At 74.9% G+C, this 227-nt stretch carries 1 protein-coding gene; it reads right to left on the bottom strand.

Annotation, left to right across the window (positions count from 1 at the left end; genetic code table 11):
- The coding region (locus IG88_RS40050) for a ketoacyl-synthetase C-terminal extension domain-containing protein (RefSeq protein ID WP_037837605.1) at positions 1 to 227 on the bottom strand (227 nt) is incomplete at both ends.

Below are 227 nucleotides of genomic sequence, written 5' to 3' on the forward strand. Positions count from 1 at the left end.
CTCGGCGGCAAGGTGGTCCCGCAGCCGCACGGCCTGCGCACGCAACGCCTCCTCGCTCCGACCGGAGATCACCCACGGGACGACCGGCGGAGCGGCGAGTGGAGCCGGGGAGCCGGCGGGGTCCTCCGGGTGCCCGTTCCGAGGGGGCTGCTCCAGGATCACGTGGGCGTTGGTGCCGCTGATCCCGAACGACGACACACCCACCCGACGCGGCCGACCCGTCTCCG

This window comes from Streptomyces sp. NRRL F-5650 (assembly GCF_000721365.1).
Taxonomy (GTDB): Bacteria; Actinomycetota; Actinomycetes; order Streptomycetales; family Streptomycetaceae; genus Streptomyces; species Streptomyces ardesiacus.